General features: G+C 45.8%; 1 protein-coding gene. It reads left to right on the top strand.

The features are described from left to right. Nucleotides 1–395: SpaA isopeptide-forming pilin-related protein (locus DW015_RS12880; RefSeq protein WP_207659394.1), on the top strand; the 395-nt coding region annotated here is incomplete at both ends.

The raw sequence follows: 395 nt of genomic DNA, 5'->3' as shown, positions 1-395 counted from the left end.
CACCACAGATGAAAACGGATATTTCAAGACAAAAGAGTATGTCTGCGGAAACTACACGGTTCAGGAAATTTCACCAAGCGAGGGCTATCTGCTTGACAAAACTGTGTACTCGGTTGGTGCAGAAGCTGAGAATTATTCCATTGAGCATAACCCCATTTCTATGACAGTGACCGAGGACGTGATCAAGGGGAATATTGCTATCATCAAGCATTCCGATGACGGCTCAACGCAGATCGAAACTCCCGAAGTCGGTGCAGAGTTTGAGGTTTATCTCAAGTCATCAGGCTCTTATGAAGCTGCAAGAGACAGCGAAAAAGACTACCTCGTATGCGATGAAAACGGCTATGCTGCGACAAAAATGCTCCCCTACGGCACGTATATTGTGCATCAGACAA

The organism is Ruminococcus sp. AF37-20 (assembly GCF_003460465.1).
Taxonomy (GTDB): domain Bacteria; phylum Bacillota; class Clostridia; order Oscillospirales; family Ruminococcaceae; genus Hominimerdicola; species Hominimerdicola aceti.
Note: the sequence above shows the minus strand (reverse complement) of the source record. Positions and strands in the feature narration are given on the sequence as shown.